The organism is Lactococcus garvieae subsp. garvieae (assembly GCF_029024465.1).
GTDB lineage: Bacteria > Bacillota > Bacilli > Lactobacillales > Streptococcaceae > Lactococcus > Lactococcus garvieae.
Genome location: NZ_CP118950.1, coordinates 440635 through 462298 on the forward strand (window position 1 = coordinate 440635; position 21664 = coordinate 462298).

General features: G+C 39.2%; 19 protein-coding genes. 18 read left to right on the plus strand and 1 reads right to left on the minus strand.

Annotated elements, in window-relative coordinates; translation table 11 throughout:
* Window positions 1-124 precede the first annotated feature (124 nt).
* A complete protein-coding gene (rpoC, locus tag PYW30_RS02220) occupies window positions 125-3772 on the plus strand; it encodes a DNA-directed RNA polymerase subunit beta' (RefSeq protein WP_004259228.1) in 3648 nt (1215 codons plus the stop codon).
* 92 nt (window positions 3773-3864) lie between these two features.
* On the opposite strand, the gene PYW30_RS02225 is transcribed toward rpoC, so the two are convergent.
* Window positions 3865-4773 carry a diacylglycerol/lipid kinase family protein gene (locus PYW30_RS02225; RefSeq protein ID WP_042217295.1) on the minus strand — a complete coding sequence of 303 codons (909 nt, stop codon included), beginning with the start codon at window positions 4771-4773 and terminating at the stop codon, window positions 3865-3867.
* Window positions 4774-5016: 243 nt separating this feature from the next.
* Here PYW30_RS02225 and PYW30_RS02230 point away from each other — a divergent pair, with 243 nt between their 5' ends.
* The 17 genes from PYW30_RS02230 to PYW30_RS02310 all read left to right on the plus strand — a co-directional run bounded on the left by PYW30_RS02230 (window position 5017) and on the right by PYW30_RS02310 (window position 21621).
* Window positions 5017-5700 carry an adaptor protein MecA gene (locus PYW30_RS02230; protein WP_004259224.1) on the plus strand — a complete coding sequence of 228 codons (684 nt, stop codon included), beginning with the start codon at window positions 5017-5019 and terminating at the stop codon, window positions 5698-5700.
* A gap of 3 nt (window positions 5701-5703) precedes the next feature.
* A complete protein-coding gene (locus tag PYW30_RS02235; RefSeq protein ID WP_042217292.1) occupies window positions 5704-6960 on the plus strand; it encodes a glycosyltransferase family 4 protein in 1257 nt (418 codons plus the stop codon).
* 77 nt (window positions 6961-7037) lie between these two features.
* Complete coding sequence (gene sufC / locus PYW30_RS02240; protein ID WP_042217290.1) at window positions 7038-7808, plus strand: Fe-S cluster assembly ATPase SufC; 771 nt, start codon at window positions 7038-7040, stop codon at window positions 7806-7808.
* 71 nt (window positions 7809-7879) lie between these two features.
* Entirely contained in the window at window positions 7880-9136 is a 1257-nt protein-coding gene (gene sufD, locus PYW30_RS02245) for a Fe-S cluster assembly protein SufD (RefSeq protein ID WP_019299087.1), read from the plus strand.
* A complete protein-coding gene (locus tag PYW30_RS02250; RefSeq protein WP_042217288.1) occupies window positions 9136-10347 on the plus strand; it encodes a cysteine desulfurase in 1212 nt (403 codons plus the stop codon). The genes sufD and PYW30_RS02250 overlap by 1 nt, the downstream gene beginning before the upstream one ends.
* Before the next feature lie 24 nt (window positions 10348-10371).
* On the plus strand, window positions 10372-10827 hold the full coding sequence (gene sufU / locus PYW30_RS02255; protein ID WP_004259198.1) for a Fe-S cluster assembly sulfur transfer protein SufU: 456 nt from the start codon (window positions 10372-10374) through the stop codon (window positions 10825-10827).
* A 24-nt stretch (window positions 10828-10851) separates the two neighbouring features.
* Complete coding sequence (sufB, locus tag PYW30_RS02260) at window positions 10852-12249, plus strand: Fe-S cluster assembly protein SufB (RefSeq protein WP_042217286.1); 1398 nt, start codon at window positions 10852-10854, stop codon at window positions 12247-12249.
* 432 nt (window positions 12250-12681) lie between these two features.
* Entirely contained in the window at window positions 12682-14238 is a 1557-nt protein-coding gene (locus PYW30_RS02265) for an ABC-F family ATP-binding cassette domain-containing protein (RefSeq protein ID WP_004259192.1), read from the plus strand.
* A gap of 164 nt (window positions 14239-14402) precedes the next feature.
* Window positions 14403-15578 (plus strand): SLC13 family permease, encoded by a 1176-nt coding sequence (locus tag PYW30_RS02270; protein ID WP_004259189.1) that lies wholly within the window; start codon window positions 14403-14405, stop codon window positions 15576-15578.
* 57 nt (window positions 15579-15635) lie between these two features.
* Entirely contained in the window at window positions 15636-16286 is a 651-nt protein-coding gene (locus tag PYW30_RS02275) for a helix-hairpin-helix domain-containing protein (protein WP_042217284.1), read from the plus strand.
* A 418-nt stretch (window positions 16287-16704) separates the two neighbouring features.
* The gene (locus PYW30_RS02280) at window positions 16705-17466 is read left to right on the plus strand and encodes a ComEC/Rec2 family competence protein (RefSeq protein ID WP_408611417.1); all 762 of its coding nucleotides are present in this window, start codon (window positions 16705-16707) and stop codon (window positions 17464-17466) included.
* Window positions 17403-18449 (plus strand): ComEC/Rec2 family competence protein, encoded by a 1047-nt coding sequence (locus PYW30_RS02285; RefSeq protein WP_232254558.1) that lies wholly within the window; start codon window positions 17403-17405, stop codon window positions 18447-18449. Before PYW30_RS02280 ends, PYW30_RS02285 begins: the two co-directional genes overlap by 64 nt.
* A 154-nt stretch (window positions 18450-18603) precedes the next feature.
* Window positions 18604-19380 (plus strand): alpha/beta hydrolase, encoded by a 777-nt coding sequence (locus PYW30_RS02290; RefSeq protein ID WP_042217333.1) that lies wholly within the window; start codon window positions 18604-18606, stop codon window positions 19378-19380.
* Between the two features lie 195 nt (window positions 19381-19575).
* Complete coding sequence (locus tag PYW30_RS02295; RefSeq protein WP_003135074.1) at window positions 19576-19791, plus strand: F0F1 ATP synthase subunit C; 216 nt, start codon at window positions 19576-19578, stop codon at window positions 19789-19791.
* A gap of 54 nt (window positions 19792-19845) precedes the next feature.
* Window positions 19846-20559, plus strand: coding sequence for a F0F1 ATP synthase subunit A (atpB, locus tag PYW30_RS02300; protein ID WP_004259176.1), 714 nt, complete (start codon window positions 19846-19848; stop codon window positions 20557-20559).
* A 13-nt stretch (window positions 20560-20572) separates the two neighbouring features.
* On the plus strand, window positions 20573-21079 hold the full coding sequence (atpF, locus tag PYW30_RS02305) for a F0F1 ATP synthase subunit B (protein WP_004259173.1): 507 nt from the start codon (window positions 20573-20575) through the stop codon (window positions 21077-21079).
* Between the two features lie 14 nt (window positions 21080-21093).
* A complete protein-coding gene (locus PYW30_RS02310; protein WP_014024339.1) occupies window positions 21094-21621 on the plus strand; it encodes a F0F1 ATP synthase subunit delta in 528 nt (175 codons plus the stop codon).
* The last annotated feature ends 43 nt before the right edge of the window (window positions 21622-21664 follow it).

Consider the following 21664-nt stretch of genomic DNA (forward strand, 5'->3'; position numbering starts at 1 on the left):
GATTGAAGATTTTCGGGCAAGACTGTGTTTTAAAAGATACAGTTAGCGGTCTTCACAGGAATGTCTTGTCAACAGACAAACATTCAACAGAAAAGAAATAAATACAAAGAAAGTGGAGAAAACATTGGTCGATGTAAATAAATTTGAGAGCATGCGAATTGGTATCGCATCTCCACAAAAAATTCGTTACTGGTCATTTGGTGAAGTCAAAAAACCAGAAACCATCAACTATCGTACGCAAAAACCTGAACGCGAAGGTCTCTTCGATGAGCGTATCTTTGGTCCACAAAAGGACTGGGAATGTGCTTGTGGTAAGCTTAAAGGCGTTTTCTACAAAAACCAAGTCTGCGAACTCTGTGGTGTTCAAGTAACGACAGCTAAATCACGTCGTGAACGTATGGGACACATCGAGTTGGCAGCACCAACTTCACACATCTGGTATTTCAAAGGGATTCCATCACGTATGGGGCTTGCACTTGATATGAGCCCACGTGCTCTTGAAGAAGTTATTTACTTCGCAAGTTATGTCGTTATTGATCCTAAGGAAACAGATCTTGAAAAGAAACAACTTTTGACAGAACGTGAATATCGTGAACAACTTTTGAAAAATGGTTTTGGTTCATTTGTTGCGAAAATGGGTGCAGAAGCTATCCAAGATTTGCTTAACGATGTTGATATTGATGCAGAAGTTGCTGAACTTAAAGAAGAATTGAAAAATGTTAGCGGACAACGTCGTGTGAAAATCATTCGTCGTTTGGATGTATTAACAGCTTTCAAAAAATCTGGTAACAAATTGGCATGGATGGTACTTAATGTGCTTCCAGTTATTCCACCAGATCTTCGTCCAATGGTTCAATTGGATGGTGGACGTTTTGCCACATCTGATTTGAATGACCTTTATCGTCGTGTAATCAACCGTAACAACCGTTTGAAACGTTTGATGGAGCTTAACGCCCCAAATATTATCGTCCAAAATGAAAAACGTATGTTGCAAGAAGCTGTGGATACATTGATTGACAATGGTCGTCGTGGTCGTCCAATCACAGGTGCTGGTAATCGTCCGCTTAAATCTCTCAGCCACATGCTGAAAGGTAAACAAGGACGTTTCCGTCAAAACTTGTTGGGTAAACGTGTCGACTACTCAGGTCGTTCCGTTATCGCGGTTGGTCCAACACTTAAAATGTACCAATGTGGTGTCCCACGTGAGATGGCTATCGAACTCTTCAAACCATTCGTAATGTCCGAATTGGTTAAACGTGAAATGGCTGCCAACATCCGTGCGGCTAAACGTAAAGTAGAGCGCCAAGATGCTGAAGTTTGGGATGTCCTTGAAGATGTTGTTAAAGAACACCCAGTTCTTCTTAACCGCGCACCTACGCTTCACCGCTTGGGTATTCAAGCTTTCGAGCCCGTTCTTATTGATGGACGCGCAATGCGTTTGCACCCATTGGCTTGTGAAGCCTACAATGCCGACTTTGACGGTGACCAAATGGCGATTCACGTACCATTGTCAGAAGAAGCGCAAGCCGAAGCACGTTTGCTTATGCTTGCTGCGGAACACATCCTTAACCCTAAAGATGGTAAACCAGTCGTTACTCCTTCTCAAGATATGGTCTTGGGTAACTACTACTTGACAATGGAAGCAAAAGGACGTGAAGGAGAAGGCATGATCTTCTCTAATCCTGAAGAAGTTGAAATTGCAATGCGTAATGGATATGTTCACTTGCATACACGTATCGGTATTGCAACACAATCAATGAATAAACCTTGGACTGAATTCCAAAAAGGTAAAATCTTGATTACGACTGTCGGTAAAGTAATGTTCAACTCAATCATGCCTGAAGGAAATGAAATTTATCCAGAAGGTATGCCTTACTTGAATGAAAATACCGATGAGAATATCACAACTCAAACGGATGACCGTTTCTTTATGGAACCTGGTGAAGATATCCATAAACGTTTAGCTGAGATTGATACAGTATTGCCATTCAAGAAAAAACACTTGGGTAATATTATCGCTGAAGTCTTCAAACGTTACCGTACAACAACAACTTCTGAATTCCTTGACTTGCTCAAGAACTTAGGTTACCACCAATCAACATTGGCTGGTTTAACAGTTGGTATTGCGGATATCCCAGTAGTTCCTGAAAAAGCAGAAATCATTGGTGCTGCACACAAACGTGTGGAACAAATCACTAAACAATTCCGTCGTGGTTTGATTACTGATGATGAACGCTACAATGCGGTTACTGATGTTTGGCGTGGTGCAAAAGACACACTTGAAAAACGCTTGATTGAAGAACAAGACTTGACTAACCCAATCGTTATGATGATGGACTCTGGTGCCCGTGGTAACATTTCCAACTTCTCACAATTGGCCGGTATGCGTGGTTTGATGGCTGCGCCTAATGGACGTATCATGGAATTGCCTATCATTTCTAACTTCCGTGAAGGTCTTTCTGTCTTGGAAATGTTCTTCTCAACTCACGGTGCGCGTAAAGGTATGACCGATACAGCCCTTAAGACTGCCGACTCTGGTTACCTTACACGTCGTTTGGTTGACGTCGCTCAAGACGTTATCATCCGTGAAGTGGATTGTGGTACAGACCGTGGACTCTTGATCTCTGATATTGCAACAGGTAAAGAAATGGTTGAACCGTTGGTTGAACGTCTTGAAGGACGTTACACACGCAAAACTGTTGTACATCCAGAAACTGGTGAAGTGATCATTGGGGATGACCAATTGATCACAGAAGATATCGCGAAGCAAATCGTTGCTGCGGGTATCAAAGAAGTTACAATCCGTTCAGTCTTTACATGTAAAACACCACACGGTGTATGTAAACACTGTTATGGTAAAAACTTGGCAACAGGTGAAGCCGTTGAAGTTGGTGAAGCTGTTGGTACAATCGCCGCTCAATCCATCGGTGAACCTGGTACACAGTTGACAATGCGTACATTCCACACGGGTGGTGTTGCGTCAAGCTCAGATATCACTCAAGGTTTGCCTCGTGTACAAGAAATCTTTGAAGCACGTAATCCTAAAGGGGAAGCAATCATTACCGAAGTTACGGGTACGGTTGAATCTATTGTGGAAGATGCTGCGACACGTACACGTGAAATCACAGTTAAAGGTAAGACAGATACACGTTCATACACAGTATCAATGGCCGATGTACTTATGGTTGAAGAAGGTGAATTTATCCACCGTGGTCACCAATTGATCCAAGGTTCAATCGAACCTAAGCACTTGCTTCAAGTACGTGATGCTTTATCTGTTGAAACTTACTTGCTCGGTGAAGTCCAAAAAACTTACCGTTCACAAGGGGTTGAAATCGGGGATAAACACATCGAGGTTATGGTTCGCCAAATGCTTCGTAAAGTCCGCGTAATGGATACAGGTGATGTCGATATCTTACCTGGTGGACTTATGGATATTTCTGACTTTGAAAAAATCAATGAAGAAGCTCTCCTTTCAGGTAAAACACCAGCGACAGCACGTCCTGTACTTATGGGTATTACCAAAGCATCATTGGAAACAAATTCATTCTTGTCTGCTGCATCCTTCCAAGAAACAACACGTGTCTTGACTGATGCTGCGATCCACGGTAAAGAAGACCACTTACTCGGTCTTAAGGAAAATGTCATTATCGGTAAGATTATTCCTGCCGGTACAGGTATGTTCCGTTACCGTAATCTTGAGCCATTGTCAGATTTGTCAAATGCTCCTGAAGTAACTGTTTCAGAAACTGAAATTGAAGAAGTTAAATAAAATAAAAAATAGCGATGACGATATCGCTATTTTTTTGTAAAAGAAAAACGGAAGATGAACGCTTAGTGAAGAGAGCATTTTCCGTTTTATTATTAACAAATAATCTTTCGTTTTTCAGAAGTGAGAGTCAACGTGTCATTGGCTTGAATTGTGAAAGACTCGCCATCGATTTGAACGGGTTGAACAGACTGCGGCGTTACTGCAGCTGCTGTGGAAACACTATGGTGGAAAAGGTTATTGTCTAAATGCTTGGCCTTAAGCACACTAGGAATTAAAGAAAATATTTTTGGGATACTGTATCTGTCCAACTCAACCAAATGAATTTCTTTGCTGAGATTAGTTGCTTCTGGCGCAATCTGGATCCCCCCACCAAAATAAGGATGTTTCGTAAAGGTCAAAAGAAAGGCATTATCAAATTTAAAAGCATTTTTCATATTATAAACGCTAATCTCAAAAGGTTTTTTGCTGAATAAAACATGAAGGGCAGTCAGAAAGTAAGAAAGCCTGCCTAACTTGAGAGCATTAAGCATGTTTTTCATACGTCCACCATTGGTCGCTTTGACGATGGCCGCATCTAAACCGATGCCTACATTATTAAGCGCATAACCGGAAAAGGATTGCGACTTATAATGTATAACGTAAAAGTCTTTAGTTTTATTTTGACAAATGTTCTTGAAGGCTTGGATAGGATCAAAAGAAAGCCCTAAACTCCGGGCAAAATCATTACCTGAACCTGAAGGGATGTAACCGAAGGGCAGGTCGTCAGGCAAGGCATTTAGTGCCAAAGATATGGTGCCATCCCCACCTAAAATAATAAGCTGGTCTTCGGTTGATTTCTCTTCTAGAATTTTTTGGATAAAAGACGCTTCTTGCCCAGTATGTTCGGTCGCAAAGAGTTTATAAGAGAGGCCCTCTTTTTCAAGATAGGGCAATAAAAGTTTCAATGAACGTTCCCCTTTGCGTGAACCGGCATTGGGATTGGCAAGAATGTAATAAATCATAGAACTATTTTATCAAAAAAATATATTTTAGAGGCAAATAACATAATAATTTCCAATGATACAAAAATTTCGGAAGAGTAACAAAGAAAAAGGGGAAAGTTACCGCCTGAATGACAAAAAACGCGAACAGCCTTTTATATGTTATAATTAGAAGAAACAGTTAAATATAAAAAAATATTTCTGCAATGAAAACTAAAAGTTATGGTTCTCATTGAGGATAATGAAGAATAATAGGTTAAAAATATGCAATACGAAGAAATAAACGAAAAAACGATAAAGATTAGCCTAACCTTTCAAGATTTGGTTGATCATGATGTCAAACTCTCTGATTTTTTTACTAACCAGTCGATGGTTGAAAATCTTTTTTATGAATTAGTAGAAGAACTGGGACTTGAGGAAAGATTCTCATCAGGACTTTTAACTTTCCAAATTCAACCTTTCCCTAAAGGGGTGAATATCATTGTTACCGAGGAAAATATTGATATTGATCCCAATAATCTCCCGGATGATCCTGAAGAATTTGAGCAGCTGATGACGGATTTCTTTGGGCGTGTGGAAGATTTAAAACAAAATGGCGGAACAATGGCAGATACAAGTACAACTGAAACGAAAGAAACAAAAGTAGAAAATAAACCAGACCCAGATTTTGTCTTCTATTCTCTAGAATTTGAAAATATGTCTCAACTTTTGACAGCTGTAAAAAATGTTAAAATTGATGCAGAAGAGTCTGAACTTTACAGTTACCAAGATAAGTTTTATTTGATTATTTTGGACAATCAAAAATCAAAAGGAAAAACAGCCGTAAGTTCGATGCGTGCTCGAATGTTAGAATATGGCCAGGAAACGGTCAACAGTCGTGAAACCCTACAAGAATACGGCGAGATACTAATCAATACGCGTGCTTTGGAAGTTCTCTCAAAAATTTAAGATATGATAGATACTATAAAAGAAATCCCGATTAAGGGGATTCCCTTCACAGTAGAGTTCTTCATCGTGCTCTTCGTGACATTTGGAATGTCCTTGATTTTCACACCCTTAATGACCTTTGTTTCACGCCGAATTGGAGCTGTAGACAAGCCCAATAAGCGACGTGTCAATACGAAAATAATGCCCTCGGCAGGTGGTTTAGCTATTTTTGCATCCTTTGCAATTGCGACACTTTTTATCCTCCCGATGATTGTTTACCCACAACTTCCCCTAATGAGTCCCCAACAATTGGCGGCAGGAATGAAGCCTCATTTTGTGACTTATACTAGCTACATTGTACCTTTTATTGTAGCAGGGGGTATTGTTGTTCTGACGGGACTCATTGACGACATCAAAGAAATTTCCCCTAAGATGAAGATGACGGGGTTGCTTCTCGCTGCGTCAATTACATGGTTTTTTACCCATGCACGCTTTGACAATCTTAAAATCCCCTTTGGCGGTCCTTTTCTTGTGTTTCCTGCTTGGCTCTCCTTTATTTTTACCGTTTTTTGGATTGTTTCGATTACAAATGCGGTCAATTTGATTGATGGCCTAGATGGTTTAGCCAGTGGTGTCTCTGTGATTTCGCTGTTTACCATGGGTATTGTGTCCTACTTCTTTTTACCAGGATCAAGTATCTTCTTACCTATCACTATTTTTACCTTAGTTGCCGCCATTATGGGATTCTTCCCGTATAACTATCACCCAGCGATTATCTATCTGGGAGATACCGGCGCACTGTTCTTGGGCTTTATGATATCGGTTGTCTCCTTGCAAGGTTTAAAAAATGCAACGGCAGTAGCAGTCCTGACACCACTTTTGATTTTAGGAGTGCCACTAACAGATACTATCGTAGCAATGGTGCGGCGAAAACTGAACAATCAAAGAATTTCCAGTGCAGATAAAATGCACCTGCACCATCGCTTGATGTACATTGGCTTTACGCATCGAGGCGCCGTATTAGTTATTTATGGCATAGCTGGGATTTTTGCCTTCATTTCCTTGATCCTGCAAGTTTCTAGCCGGATTGGTGGAATATTCTTAATTATTGCTTTGCTGCTTGGACTGGGACTCTTTATTGACTTGGTCGGTATACTTGGCAAAGATCGCCAACCTTTTCTTAATGTTTTGAGGTTTATTGGCAGTTCTGAGTATCGAGAGCAAGTCATAAGTAAGAAACATAAAAGAAAATATAAACACGACAAAACAGAACGGAAATGAGCTTTTCGGCTGTTTTTTTTGTTATAATGGAGGGTGAAGTGTAAAAGATATTTTACTTATGAATTGAAGGAGTTAGAATGGCAACTTTAGAAATTAAAAATCTTCATGTGAGTATTGAAGACAAAGAAATCCTTAAAGGTGTAAACCTTACTATTAATACCAATGAAGTACATGCAATCATGGGTCCAAACGGTACAGGGAAATCAACCTTGTCAGCAGCAATTATGGGAAATCCAAGTTACACAGTCACTGAAGGAGAAGTTCTATTTGATGGCGAAAATGTCCTTGAATTAGAAGTGGATGAACGGGCACGTCTGGGCTTATTCCTTGCGATGCAATACCCTTCTGAAATTCCAGGAATTACAAATGCTGAATTTATGCGTGCAGCCATCAATGCTAAACGTGCAGAAGATGACAAAATTTCTGTTATGGATTTCATTAAAAAATTGGATCAAAATATGGAATTACTCAATATGAAAGAAGAGATGGCAGAGCGTTACCTCAATGAAGGCTTCTCTGGTGGGGAGAAAAAACGTAATGAAATTCTCCAACTTTTGATGTTAGAACCAACGTTTGCTATTTTGGATGAAATTGACTCTGGGCTTGATATCGATGCGCTTAAAGTAGTCTCAAAAGGCGTGAATGCTATGCGTGGCGACAGTTTTGGTGCCCTTATCATTACCCACTATCAACGTTTGCTCGACTATATTACTCCAGATGTCGTTCACATCATGATGGAAGGCCGCGTTGTTATGACGGGCGGAGCCGAACTTGCGAAACGTCTTGAAAAAGAAGGCTATGCTAAAATCTCTGAAGAACTAGGGATTGAATATAAGGAAGAAGCATAAGTTGAGGTCGTGTGAGGTGTTAAAGGACAGGAAGTCATAAATCACCACATACATCATGGAGATACAATTAAATGAATGAAAAAATAAAAAATTTCTCGCTCATGCATGCTGAACCAAGTTGGTTGTCAGAACTTCGTCAAACGGCCTTTGAGGCTATGACAGAGTTAGAAATGCCCAATATTGAGCGTGTGAAATTCAATCGTTGGGGCTTGGATAATACAGAAATAGGGGATTCTGAGCCTAGTGGAAACGTCCCAAGCTTTACAGAATTACCCAATCATCCACTTTTGGTACAAGTAGGCAGTCAAAATGTTATGGAGCAAATGCGTCCAGATTTGGCTGAAAAAGGTGTAATTTTTACTGATTTTGCTTCAGCGATGGAAGAAATTCCTGAGGTAGTTGAAGCTTATTTCGGTAAAGCTGTGAGTTATAAAGAAGATCGTTTAGCAGCAAGTAATGTTGCCAGTTTTAACTCCGGTGCGGTCCTGTATATTCCGGACAATGTTGAAATTGACGTCCCTGTAGAAGCAAAGTTCTATCAGGATTCTGAGTCAGATTTGCCTTTCAATAAACATATCTTAATTATTGCGGGTCGTAACAGTAAGCTTGATTATTTAGAACGTTTGGAAAGTATCGGTGACGGAAACGTTAAGGTCACAGGTAATCTTTCTATCGAAGTGATCGCCCTTGAAGGCGCGCAAGTGAAATTTGCGGCTATTGACCGTTTGGGAGAACATGTAACAGCTTATATCAGTCGCCGTGGTCATTTAGCAAATAATGCCACAATTGATTGGTCTATCGGTACAATGAATGACGGCAATGTTATTTGTGACTTTGACAGTGATCTTAAAGGTGATGGAAGTCATTCACAAATCAAAGTTGTTGGCTTATCTATGGGGAAACAAATCCAAGGGATCGATACTCGGGTGACCAACTTTGGCCGTAATTCAGTAGGACATATCTTGCAACATGGTGTTATTCTTGATCGAGGCACATTAACGTTTAATGGAATCGGTCAAATCATGCGCGGTGCTAAAGGGGCGGATGCGCAACAGGAAAGCCGCGTTTTAATGCTTTCAGACCGTGCCCGTAGTGATGCAAACCCTATTTTGCTCATTGAGGAAAATGATGTAACTGCAGGACACGCCGCGTCTATCGGTCAGGTTGATCCTGAGGATATGTACTATCTCATGAGTCGAGGCTTAGATGAAACAACAGCTAAACGTCTTGTTATTCGTGGTTTCCTCGGCGCAGTTGTGACTGAAATTCCAATTAAAGCCGTTCGTGATGAATTTATCTCAATTATCGAGAGAAAGTTGGCAATCTAATGATTGACTTAAAAAATGACTTTAAAATTCTTAACCAAAAAGTTAATGATGAACCGTTAGTCTACTTGGACAATGCAGCTACCACTCAAAAGCCACAGCAGGTATTGGATGTTTTGAGAAACTATTATGAGTACGATAATGCCAATGTTCATCGTGGGGTTCATACCTTGGCAGAGCGTGCAACTGCAGATTACGAGGCAGCGCGTGAAAAGGTTCGAAAGTTTATTCATGCTGCCTCTATGAAAGAAGTATTGTTTACTCGTGGCACAACAACGAGTTTAAACTGGGTCTCAAAATTTGCAGAGCAAGTCTTAACAGCAGAGGATGAGATTATTATTTCCGTTGCGGAGCACCACTCAAACTTTGTCCCTTGGCAACAAGTTGCCGAAAAAACAGGGGCAATTCTAAAAATTGTCTATCTGAAAGATGGTGCTTTAGACATTGATGACTTAAAAGAAAAACTGACAAGCAGAACAAAATTCGTCAGCTTAACACATGCTTCGAATGTCCTAGGTTCGATTACTCCGATTAAGGAAGTTGCTGAATTAGTTCATCATTATGGTGCCTATTTTGTTGTTGACGGTGCACAATCTGTTCCACATATGAAAATTGATGTTCAAGACTTGGATGTAGATTTCTTTGCTTTTTCGGGGCATAAAATGTGTGGTCCGACAGGCATTGGTGTGCTCTATGGGAAAGAGGCATTGCTTAATCAAATGAACCCTATCGAGTTTGGTGGGGAAATGATTGACTTCGTTTATGAAAGTCACTCCACATGGACGGAGCTACCATGGAAATTTGAAGCAGGCACGCCAAATATTGCAGGTGCTATTGCTCTTGGGGCAGCTATTGACTACCTTGAAGCAATAGGAATGGACAATATTCATCGTTATGAGCAAGAACTTGTAGCTTATGTGATGCCTAAACTAAAAGCGATTGAAGGTTTAGAAATCTATGGTCCAGAAGCTGTTGAAGCACGAAGTGGTGTGATTGCCTTTAATATCCGGGGGCTGCATCCTCACGATTTAGCGACAGCCTTGGATATGGAAGGTGTTGCTGTACGTGCTGGGCATCATTGTGCACAGCCTTTGCTCAATTATCTTGGTCAAGCGTCAACAGCACGCGCAAGTTTTTATATTTATAATACGAAAGCAGACTGCGATAAACTGGTGGATGCTCTTTTGAAGACAAAAGAGTTTTTCGGCTTATAGTATTGAAAAAAACGGAGAAAAAGAATGGCACTTTCAAAATTAGATAATTTATACCGTGCAGTAATTCTTGATCACTCTTCTGCGCCGCGCCATGCAGGTGAATTACAGCAGGCTTGTGTTGTTGATTTGAACAATCCGACCTGTGGTGATGTCATTCGCTTGACTGTTGCGTTCACAGAAGATAAGATTAGCGATATTGCCTTTAGTGGGCACGGTTGTACAATTTCAACGGCGTCTGCTTCCATGATGACGGAAGCTGTGATTGGCAAGACAAAAACAGAAGCCTTGGAATTGGCACAGATTTTTTCAGAAATGGTGACAGGACACGTAGAACCAGCGCAAGAGCGTTTAGGAGATGCACAATTCCTTGCAGGAGTTTCGAAATTTCCGCAACGGGTAAAATGTTCAACCCTAGCCTGGAATGCCCTGAAAAAAGCGATTGAGACAGAGGGTACTGCTACTGTATCTGAGTCTCATTAGAATGCAAATAAAGAGAGGAAAATAATGACAGAAGAAGTTCCAGTATTAGAAGAATATAAATTTGGTTTTCATGATAATGCTGAATTAGTCATGTCTACAGGAACAGGTTTGACAGAAGATGTGATTCGTACAATGTCGGCCGCAAAAGAAGAACCAGAATGGATGCTGGATTTCCGCCTCAAGTCCTTCGAAGCCTTCAAAAAATTAGATCTCCCAGAATGGGGCCCTGATTTATCAGACATTGATTTTGATGATGTGGTGTATTATCAAAAGCCCACCGATAAACCTGCACGTACTTGGGAAGAAGTTCCTGATGAAATTAAGGAAACCTTTGAAAAAATTGGTATCCCAGAAGCAGAGCGTGCTTATCTGGCAGGAGCTTCAGCACAGTATGAGTCAGAAGTTGTTTACCACAACATGAAGGAAGAATTTGAAAAGCTTGGTATCGTCTTCACCGATACGGATTCTGCTCTGAAGGAATATCCGGATCTTTTCAAAAAATACTTTGCAAAACTCGTTCCACCAACAGACAATAAATTAGCCGCCTTGAATTCAGCAGTTTGGTCTGGAGGAAGTTTCGTTTATGTGCCTAAAGGGGTAAAATGTGAAATTCCTATCCAAGCCTATTTCCGTATTAATAACGAAAAATCTGGTCAGTTTGAACGTACTTTAATCATTGTTGATGAAGGGGCTTCTATCCAATATGTGGAAGGCTGTACTGCACCCACCTATTCATCAGCCAGCTTGCACGCTGCTGTTGTGGAAATCTTCTGTGAAGAAGGTGGATACATGCGTTATTCAACCATTCAAAACTGGTCAGATAATGTTTATAATTTGGTAACAAAACGTGCCAAAGCAGAGGCAAATGCAACTGTAGAATGGATCGATGGTAACTTAGGCTCACGTGTCTCTATGAAGTATCCAGCTGTCTATTTAGATGGTCCGGGCGCACGTGGGACAATGCTTTCCATAGCTTTTGCTAACGCAAATCAAGAGCAAGATACAGGTGCAAAAATGATTCATAATGCGCCAAATACAAGCTCATCGATTATTTCTAAATCCATCTCTAAATCTGGCGGAGCCGTAAATTATCGTGGACAAGTAACTTTCAGCAAAAACTCTGCACATTCTAAATCACATATTGAATGTGACACGATTATTATGGATGACATTTCAAAATCAGATACAATTCCATTTAATGAGATTCATAACTCACAAGTGGCCTTGGAACATGAAGCCAAAGTATCTAAAATCTCAGAAGAACAGTTGTATTATTTGATGAGCCGCGGTCTAACAGAAAAAGAAGCAACAGATATGATCGTTATGGGCTTTATTGAACCCTTTACCAAAGAACTCCCAATGGAGTATGCAGTAGAACTCAACCGATTGATTTCTTACAGCATGGAGGGTTCAATCGGTTAAAGAAAAAGCAAAGCTTTTTCCCGATTGAATCGTCGAATAGGGATTTTCTTAAGAAAATCTACGCTCGTATCGGTTAAAGAAAAAGCAAAGCTTTTTCCCGATTGAATCGTCGAATAGGGATTTTCCTAAGAAAATCTACGCTCGTATCGGTTAAAGAAAAAGCAAAGCTTTTTCCCAATTGAACCAGCAGATAGGGAGGTTCGCAAGCCTTCCGCAGACATCTTATCTGAAACAAATTAAAAAACTAAAAACTCCTTAAATAAGGAGTTTTTTTGGATTGTTATATAATTTCAGTACAAAAATATTCTGGTTCAGTAAAAATCCAAGAAGTAATAACAGAGGAATAAACTTTACTTAAGGGGTGCCCAACTTCCTACTTTTCACTTTTTGTGTTAAACTATTAAACAGTATGTAAAAAGAAAGAGCTGTAATATGAGTATTATCAATGTAAAAAATTTATCCCACGGCTTTGGCGAGCGCGTGATTTTTGAAAATGTGTCTTTCCGTCTTCTTAAAGGCGAACACGTTGGGCTTGTCGGTGCGAATGGTGAAGGTAAATCCACCTTTATGAATATCGTCACAGGGGCTTTACAACCCGATGAAGGGAAGGTAGAGTGGTCAAAAAAAGTACGCGTCGGTTACTTAGATCAACATGCAGTGTTACAAAAAGGACAAACCATCCGTGATGTTCTTTCAAGTGCATTTCAGTATCTTTTTGATATTGAAGCGGAAATTAATGAGCTTTATTTGAAAATGGGAGATGTGACCCCAGAAGAAATGGACCAACTTTTGGAAGAAGTCGGTGAACTGCAAGATATCCTAGAGCAAAGTGACTTTTATCAAATTAATTCTAAAGTGGAAGAAATTGGGCGTGGACTTGGGCTGCATGAAATTGGCTTTGAACGAGATGTTGAAGATCTTTCTGGTGGCCAACGCACGAAGGTTCTTTTGGCAAAACTCTTGCTGACAAAACCCGAAATCCTGATGCTGGATGAGCCAACAAACTATTTGGATGAAGAACATATTGCATGGCTTAAGCAGTATCTCTTAGACTATGAAAATGCCTTTATCTTGATTTCCCATGACATTCCTTTCTTGAGCTCTGTTATCAATATCATTTATCATATGGAAAATGGCTCCTTAGACCGTTATGTGGGCGATTATGAAGCCTTCCAATCCGTCTATGAAATGAAGAAAAAACAAGAACTGGCAGCATATAAACGTCAGCAGTCAGAAATTGCAGATCTTAAAGACTTTGTTGCCCGAAATAAAGCACGTGTAGCTACACGAAATATGGCAATGTCCCGTCAGAAAAAACTGGATAAAATGGACATGATTGAGTTAAGTGCAGAACGACCAAAACCGCAATTTGACTTCAAAAAAGGTGCCACTTCAAGCAAACTTATTTTTGAGACTAAGGATTTAGTTATTGGTTATACGGAGCCTTTGTCACGGCCACTCAACTTACGGGCTGAACGCGGCCAGAAAATCGTTTTTACAGGGGCCAACGGGATTGGTAAAACAACACTCTTGCGCAGTATTTTGGGAGAAATACAAGCCATTGACGGCGAGGTTCAACGTGGTGAAAAATTAGAAATTGGTTATTTTGAACAAGAAGTGAAAAGTGATAATGGAAAAACATGTTTGGAAGAAATCTGGGATACTTTTCCGGCAATGAACCAAGCAGAAGTTCGGGCAGCGTTGGCACGTTGTGGCTTAACAAAAAAACATATCGAAAGTAAAGTTGCGGTTTTAAGTGGTGGTGAAAAGGCTAAAGTTCGTTTGTGTAAATTAATGAATGCTGAAAGTAACGTTCTTGTCCTGGATGAGCCAACCAATCATTTGGATGTGGATGCCAAGGATGAACTCAAACGCGCCCTACAAGAATATAAGGGAACAATTCTTTTGATTTCACATGAACCAGAATTTTACCAAGATGTTGCTACTGAAACTTGGAATTGTGAATCTTGGACTACAAAAGTACTGTAAACAGTACTTTTTATTTATTTGAAGCAACTTTTTTAAGACCGGTAATCTTTGCTCTATTTATTCTTCTAAAAAAATCCGCTTTTTTTATAATCTTTTTCGTAATTTCATGGAAAAAAGTTGTATAATTGTAGGAGTGCAATTAATCAGTTTTTTAAGGAGAAAACATGGAACAGCAAATCACAAGAAAGCCAGACAATGCTTTCAAAAAGTTGACCCAGTTTTTTATTGTTGATAAGGTCTTTCTTGTATCGTTTATTATCGCCATTATTTCAGTGAGTATGGGCGGAATACAGACAGAATTTTTTGATAACAAAGTCATTGTGACTGTTTTTGGTTTAATGTTAGTTATTGCTGGTTTTCGATCTACTGGTATTTTGTCTTATATGGGCCAAACATTGGTAAAAAGAAGTAAAACAACGCGTCAGCTTGTACGATTCACCACAATGCTGGCCTTCTTTTTTGCCGTATTTTTTACTAATGATCTCACCATATTGACAATTTTACCGCTCTACTTGACGATTACTCGAGAAATAAAAAATCGTAAGTCTGTCTATATTGGAGCCGCGATGATTGTCCCTGCCTGTCATACAGGTTCAAGTCTTTTACCTCAAGGCAACCCACACAATCTTTATTTATATTCTTTTTATCAAAACCCAGGGCATCACTTGGGGCAGGCATTGACAAATTTAGAATTTTTTAAAGGAACAGGATTACTCTGGCTGGCAGGCTTTCTGCTCTTGAACTTGGCTTGCCAATTTATTGACAACGAACCATTGGTCATTGAAACAAAGGTAAACAAGTTTAATCGATTAGAAACCTCAATCTTTATTGCTTTAATGATTTTAATGGCCGCGGCTGTATTTGGTTATGTTAACTTTTATCTCGCTGTAGCCATTGTTGCTGTCATTGTCCTTTTCTATCGTCCCGAACTTTTTAAGGGCGTCGATTATCATTTACTTCTTACTTTTGTTTTCTTTTTCTTGATTGTAGGAAATATCGCAAATATTCAAGTCCTTACTGATTTTATTAGCAATACCTTTGTTGGTCCACAAATGTCCTTCTTAGGTACGGTCTTCATGAGTCAGATTATCTCTAATATCGCAGCACCGATTCTTATATCGCCTTTTACGCCTCATGCTGTTTCTGTTGTTATCGGGGCAGATATTGGTGGCATAGGGACGATGGTAGCCTCAATGGCAACATTGATTGCTTATAAAATCATTCGCGTTCAAGCACGTGGTGAAACGGCAGGATTTGTGAAATACTTTGCCTTAGTAAACGCTGGTTTTCTTGCCGTCTTAGTAGTGGTCGGCTTGCTTATCGTCAGTTTTGGAATTTAAAAAAATTTTTATAAAAACATGCAGTGAAAAACTGCATGTTTTTTCGTATTTAGAACTATGAAAAAAATAACAGAATATATAAATGAAAATTTGAAAATCATTGTTGGAGTTGTTTTGGCATTGACTATTTTAGGTGTCTTTTATTGGAATAAAAAAGTCCTGGATAGCCCAAAGCAAGAAGAAAGTCGCTCCGAGTGGGCGGAGGTGAGCAAAAACAAGGAAGCTTCAGGAAAGAAAAAAGCCGAAAAAGATGAAGACGAAGATGAGAATGAAATCATCGTTGATGTCAAAGGCGCTGTCAAAAAGCCAGGCATCTACAAGCTATCCTCCAAAAACCGTGTATCTGATGCAGTAGCAAGTGCTGGTGGTTTTACGGAAGAAGCAGAGAGGAAGGGAATAAATCTGGCAAAAAAGTTACAAGACGAAGCTGAAGTTTATGTTCCAGTGCGAGGGGAAGCAGAGACAAATCACTTGTTAGAAACCAAAGACAATACCAGCAAAACAGTAGAAAAAACCAAAATTAATATTAATACAGCTGATTTAACTGAATTGCAGCAGCTGAGTGGTGTGGGAGCAAAAAAAGCCCAAGATATTCTGGATTACCGTTCTGAAAATGGTTCTTTTCAGTCCGTGGAAGAGTTGACCAAGGTGAGTGGATTTGGCCCTAAAACATTAGAAAAATTAAAAGAAGCAATCACTGTAGATTAAGAAAGGCGCTGTACGTTAGATGAAACAAAAATTTTCGCTAATCTATTTCGTTTATCTCTTAGTCTTTGTTTATTTTCTTATTTTTAGTTTTTCATGGCCTTTACTTATTCTTAGTCTCTTTAGTTTCTTCATCGCTTTTTATCGTCAATACTATAGTGTGTTAGTTCTTTTACTGTGCTTTAGTTTATTCTTACTCATGATAAAAAAAGAAACGGAAGTACAAGAAAGAAAGCAACCAGAAAAAATTTCGAAAATTACCCCTTATATGGATACTCTTCAAGTAAATGGAAGCAGGCTCAGTTTCAGAGGAGAAGTGAACGGCAACGACTTCCAAGCTTTTTACACCTTGACCTCGGAAAAAGAAAAAGAATACTTCAAAAAACTTGCGGTGAAGGGGACTTTTTACCTTGAAGGCACTTTGGAGATTCCAGAAGAGCAAAGAAATTTTTCAGGTTTTGATTACAGGAAGTATTTAAGGACTCAAGGGGTCTATCGTCTTCTTAAAATAGAAAAAATTCATGGATTTGAAGAAAAACAGGACTTTGATTTACGGCTGGTACGCCGAAAAGCCATTCTTTGGGCTCAGAAACATTTCCCTTCTCCTATGTCGTCCTATATGACAGGGCTTCTTTTTGGGTGGTTGGATAAAGACTTTGAAGAAATGGGGGAGCTTTACACCAGTCTTGGCATTATCCATTTATTTGCGCTGTCAGGTATGCAGGTGAATTTTTTTATTGAACTTCTCCGAAATATTTTACTGCGGCTTGGCTTATCACAGAAGTTAGTCTTTTTTATCCAAATTCCCTTTTCGATATTTTATGCATTTCTTACAGGCTTATCTCTTTCAATCTTACGCGCGCTTCTTCAAAAAAATATCCCCCTTAAAAATTCAAGCGATAGATTTTCTGTCACTTTTCTTCTTTTAATGGTGTTCAGTCCTTATTTCCTGCTGACAACAGGCGGACAACTCACGATGCTTTATTCTTTCTTAATCACATTTTTTTCAGGAAAGTTCAAAGAACTAAAAGGATTAAAAAAATCGTTACTTGATTCTACCGTCCTAGCTGTTGGGGTTCTTCCGCTTTTGATTTTTTACTTCTGCCAGGTTTACTTTTTATCTTTCTTCTTTCTTTATTTGGTACTGCTCTCACATTATTTAATCCTTTTTTTATTGTTTTAGAATCAATAGTAAGATGGGTGGGCGATTTATTTGACCAGCCGATTGTCTTTGGCAAACCCAACCTTATTTTTTTACTTTTACTTTTTATGCTGAGTGGACTTGCCCTTGATTTTTATAAAAAAAGAAACTGGAACTTGAGCATAATAATTGTTCTTTTCTTGCTTTTTTTCTTTGTTAAGAATCCTAAACACCCAAGCATTACAATGGTAGATGTGGGACAAGGGGACAGTATTCTTTTACAAGACAGTTGGAACAGCCAAAACATCCTCATCGATACGGGCGGGAGATTAAAAATAAGAGCTGATGAGCAGTGGAAGGAGGGAATCTATAAGAGCAATGCCGAAAATACACTTCTGCCTTATCTGAGAGCGCGTGGCGTGAGTAAGATAGATGTTCTGATTGTGACACATCCAGATGAGGATCATATTGGAGACCTGGAGAGTGTAGCTCAGAAAGTACCAATAAAAAATGTTTATGTGTCAGCTTCTGCATTGGAGAAGAAAAGCTTTGCTAAAAAACTCAGCCGTTTAAACAGTCAGATTCACATTGTGCAGGAGGGGGACAAGCTCCCGATCTTTAACAGTTATCTCTGGTTTTTAACGACAGGCGTTGAAGGGAAAAGCGACAATGATAATTCTTTAGTGACATTTGGTGAATTTTATGGGAAGAAATTTCTTTTTACAGGCGACTTAGAAGAAGAGGGAGAGGTGCGGCTCCAGGAAGAATATCCCCATTTAGAGGTGGATGTCCTAAAAGTTGGACATCATGGCAGTAAAACTTCTTCAAAGGAAGCTTTTTTAGAAGCAATCAACCCTAAGCTCGCTCTTATTTCGGCTGGAAAGAATAATCGATATAAACATCCCAATCAAGAAACGCTCCAACAATTCGCTGCACGAGGTATAAAAATTTATCGTACAGACCAGCAAGGGGCAATCCGTCTCCTTTATAAAAAAGGCAGTTGGCACATTCAAACAGTAAAGTAGCTTTGGGTACAAAAACTGTTATAGAGTATATGACAAAATAGCGCTGCTTTTTGATTGAATAGCAATGAGAATAAGGCGATATGTAATAATTCTTATGTTATAATAGTAGGAAACGTTTACTTGAATCATAAAAGTAAACGGGATGGGAGGAAAAATGGCTATTATAAATATTGAATATTACTCCGAAGTACTGGGGATGAATCGTAAGTTTAATGTGATTTATCCAGAAGCCAGTAAGACAGGTGTAAAAGATGGAAATGACATTCCAGTGCTTTATTTGTTGCATGGGATGTCTGGAAATGAAGATTCATGGCTTATAAGAACGGGGATTGATCGTTTGATTCGTCATTCTCAACTTGCCATTGTCATGCCTTCAACTGATTTGGGCTTCTATACGAATACCAATTATGGGATGAGATATTTTGATGCGATTGCAAAGGAATTGCCACAGGTGGTTCAGAATTTCTTTCCTAACTTGAGCAACAAGAGGGAAAAGAATTTTATCGCAGGTTTATCTATGGGAGGTTATGGCGCATTCAAGCTGGCTTTGGCAACTGAAAACTTCAGTTATGCAGCAAGTTTATCAGGAGCCTTGGATATGACGGACCTCAAAGAACAAAGCGCTGAGAACCAAGCCTATTGGACCGGAATTTTTGGCGATCTTGATCACTTTAACGAGAGTGAAAACAGTATTCTCTACCTTGCAGAACATCATACAGGTGAAAAGCCAAAGCTTTACAGTTGGTGTGGAGAACAAGATTACCTTATCTCTGGAAATAACCGGGCAGCTCAACTTCTGGAGGAAAAAGGCTTTGACCTTCGTTATGAAAAGGCGCCGGGGACACATGAATGGTACTATTGGACCAAACAAATCGAGACCGTTTTAAAATGGCTTCCTATTGATTATAAGGAAGAAGAACGACTAAGCTAAACAGCTTAAAATTAAAATATAAAACCTTGAAACTTAAATAAATCCTAAAGAAAACGGTTGCTCAAAAAAGGCCGAACGATTTATAGAAAAATGTGTGATAATCTTAGGTTAAGTTTTGACAAACGGATTGAATAGGACTATAATTTCATAGTAATAAAAATTTGCGAAAAATCGCACATAGAAAGAGGTCATTAAATGACAACAATCTCAATTGAAGCTCTTAAAGCAGTAGCTATTGGTATTAGTGCACTTGGTGCCGCTATCGGTGATGGACTTATTGTTTCAGCATTTATTAATGCTGTTGCACGCCAACCAGAAATGGAAGGCAAACTCCGCGGAAGTATGTTCCTTGGTGTTGCCTTTGCCGAAGGTACCTTCTTCATCGCCTTAGCTATGGCTTTCTTGTTCTAAAAATCGTTGATTTAACTTTTATACTCAACAATTATTTAGAAAGGAAGACTAGCTATGGAATCAACATGGACTTTTAATGTTGGACCAGTTACTTTTGACGGTGTCATTCTATATATGACAGCTTTGACCGTTTTAATTGTTTTTGGTTTGATTTATTGGGCAAGTCGCAATATGCAACTTAAGCCTACAGGTAAGCAAAACGTCCTTGAGTGGGTAGTTGACTTTATTAACGGCATCGGACGTGAAAATCTAGGTGCTAAAGAGTCACCAAAGTATGCCCTCATGAGTTTTACACTCTTTTCTTTCCTTTTGATTTCGAATATTATTGGGCTAGTTACTAAAATCACTGCACCGGGTGACATCAGCTTATGGCGTTCTCCAACAGCAAACTCAACCGTTGACTTGACTTTAGCAGTCTTGGTCATTGTACTCGCCAATACCCTTGGTGTGAAACAGTTTGGTTTTAAAGGCTATATTAAAAATGCCTTTTGGAAAGAACCTAAAGCAATGCTTCCGATGACTATCATGGAAGAATTTACAAATGCCCTTTCTATGGGACTTCGTCTTTACGGTAATATCTTTGCCGGTGAAGTTCTCCTAGGCATTATTGCTGGAATGATTGATTCTGGTTGGTTTATTCTTCCTGTGACATGGATTTTAGCAATGGCTTGGATAGCATTCTCAATCTTTATTTCATCTCTTCAGGCTTATGTTTTTGTTCTTTTGACAAATCTTTACATTAGCCACAAAATTTTAGCAGAACACTAGGAAAGGAGTAGAAATGCTTACTACATTATTAGAAACTGCTCCGAATACAGTTCTTGGTAATATTATCGTTGTCAGCGGTGCATTCATCATCTTGCTGATCTTGGTTCGTAAATTTGCGTGGGGTGCCATTACAGGTATCTTTGAAGAACGTGCAAATAAAATCAATAACGATATTACAACTGCGGAACTGTCAAAAAAAGAAGCAGAAACATTATTAGCGCAACGTGAAAATGAACTTGCAGGTTCTAAAGAAGAAGCTGCAAACATTATCCAAACTGCCAATGATACAGCTAAACAAAATCGTGCAAATATCTTGGCAACAGCCAATGAAGAAGCTGCGAATGTGAAAAAACGTGCCCAAGAAGATATTGAACAAGAACGCAAAGAAGCGCTCAGTTCAGTTAAAGGGGATGTTGCTGATATTTCAGTACAAATTGCTGAAAAACTCATCGGTCAATCTTTGGATTCACAAGCACAATCAGAACTTATTGACAGCTATATTGCTAAGCTTGGCGAATAGGGGGTTGGTTGAAAATGACAACAGTCAATTCTCAAAAATACAGTAAAGCCTTGCTTGAAGTTGCAGAAGAAAAGTCTCAGTTGGAAGTTATTCTTTCTGAGGTTAACGAACTGACACAACTTTTTAAAGAAGATGATCTTGCTTCTTTCTTCGGAACAGAAGTATATTCTACAGCAGCAAAATCAGAAGTTATCGACAGTATCAAAGAAAATTCATCACCCTTGATGAAAAATTTCCTTGATACTGTTCGTGCAAACGGACGATTAGCTGATTTAGCAGAAATTCTTGCTGAAATTAAAAATACAGCAGATGATATGTTTAGAATTGCTGATGTAGAGGTCATTTCAAGCGTGAAATTAACCGAAACACAAATCGAAAAATTTGTTGCTCTCGCTAAATCGAAATTTGATTTGAACGAAGTAACAATCGTGAACACAGTAGATGAAAAGATTGTCGGTGGATTTATTGTAAATTCACGTGGAAAAATCATTGATGCTTCTGTCAAATCACAATTGGCAAAAATTGCCAAAGAGATTCTCTAAGAATCTCCTTTGAGAAAAAATTCTCAGCCATTTAACATGAAAA

Coding starts and splice junctions, on each gene's coding strand:
- PYW30_RS02225 (WP_042217295.1), bottom strand. CDS start 4,773: ATGATTTATTACATTCTTGCCAATCCCAATGCCGGTTCACGCAAAGGG.
- PYW30_RS02230 (WP_004259224.1), top strand. CDS start 5,017: ATGCAATACGAAGAAATAAACGAAAAAACGATAAAGATTAGCCTAACC.
- PYW30_RS02235 (WP_042217292.1), top strand. CDS start 5,704: ATGATAGATACTATAAAAGAAATCCCGATTAAGGGGATTCCCTTCACA.
- sufC (WP_042217290.1), top strand. CDS start 7,038: ATGGCAACTTTAGAAATTAAAAATCTTCATGTGAGTATTGAAGACAAA.
- sufD (WP_019299087.1), top strand. CDS start 7,880: ATGAATGAAAAAATAAAAAATTTCTCGCTCATGCATGCTGAACCAAGT.
- PYW30_RS02250 (WP_042217288.1), top strand. CDS start 9,136: ATGATTGACTTAAAAAATGACTTTAAAATTCTTAACCAAAAAGTTAAT.
- sufU (WP_004259198.1), top strand. CDS start 10,372: ATGGCACTTTCAAAATTAGATAATTTATACCGTGCAGTAATTCTTGAT.
- sufB (WP_042217286.1), top strand. CDS start 10,852: ATGACAGAAGAAGTTCCAGTATTAGAAGAATATAAATTTGGTTTTCAT.
- PYW30_RS02265 (WP_004259192.1), top strand. CDS start 12,682: ATGAGTATTATCAATGTAAAAAATTTATCCCACGGCTTTGGCGAGCGC.
- PYW30_RS02270 (WP_004259189.1), top strand. CDS start 14,403: ATGGAACAGCAAATCACAAGAAAGCCAGACAATGCTTTCAAAAAGTTG.
- PYW30_RS02275 (WP_042217284.1), top strand. CDS start 15,636: ATGAAAAAAATAACAGAATATATAAATGAAAATTTGAAAATCATTGTT.
- PYW30_RS02290 (WP_042217333.1), top strand. CDS start 18,604: ATGGCTATTATAAATATTGAATATTACTCCGAAGTACTGGGGATGAAT.
- PYW30_RS02295 (WP_003135074.1), top strand. CDS start 19,576: ATGACAACAATCTCAATTGAAGCTCTTAAAGCAGTAGCTATTGGTATT.
- atpB (WP_004259176.1), top strand. CDS start 19,846: ATGGAATCAACATGGACTTTTAATGTTGGACCAGTTACTTTTGACGGT.
- atpF (WP_004259173.1), top strand. CDS start 20,573: ATGCTTACTACATTATTAGAAACTGCTCCGAATACAGTTCTTGGTAAT.
- PYW30_RS02310 (WP_014024339.1), top strand. CDS start 21,094: ATGACAACAGTCAATTCTCAAAAATACAGTAAAGCCTTGCTTGAAGTT.